This is a genomic window from Hymenobacter agri (assembly GCF_054778495.1).
Window position 1 is genome coordinate 1 of record NZ_BAAGZM010001324.1, and the last position, 510, is coordinate 510.

Below are 510 nucleotides of genomic sequence, written 5' to 3' on the forward strand. Positions count from 1 at the left end.
CCGGCAACGTGACGGTGACCACGCCCGGCGGCACCAGCAACGGCCTCACGTTTACCGTGACGGTGCCGGCGCCCGTGCTTGCCAGTCTGAGCCCCAACAGCGGCACGGCGGGCACCACGGTCATCATCACGGGCACCAACCTGACGGGCGCCACGGGCGTGACGTTTAACGGCATCACGGCTACGTTTACGGTGAACTCGGCCACCCAGATTACCACCAGCGTGCCCTCGGGCGCGAGTAGCGGCAACGTGGTGGTGACCGGCCCCGGCGGCACCAGCAACGGCCTCGCCTTCACCGTCACGGCCCCGCTGCCCACCCTCAGCAGCTTGAGCCCGACCAGCGGCACGGCGGGCACCACGGTAGCCATCACCGGTACCAACCTGGCCGGGGCCACGAGCGTGAACTTCAACGGCACAGCCGCGACCTTTACCGTCAACTCGGCCACGCAGATTACGGCAACCGTGCCGCCCGGCGCCAGCACGGGCACGGTGACGGTAACAACGCCGGCCG

At 69.4% G+C, this 510-nt stretch carries 1 protein-coding gene; it reads left to right on the forward strand.

Going from position 1 to position 510, the window contains the following annotated elements; translation table 11 throughout:
* Positions 1 to 510: IPT/TIG domain-containing protein (locus ACYVDE_RS26035; protein ID WP_460504390.1), on the forward strand; the 510-nt coding region annotated here is incomplete at both ends.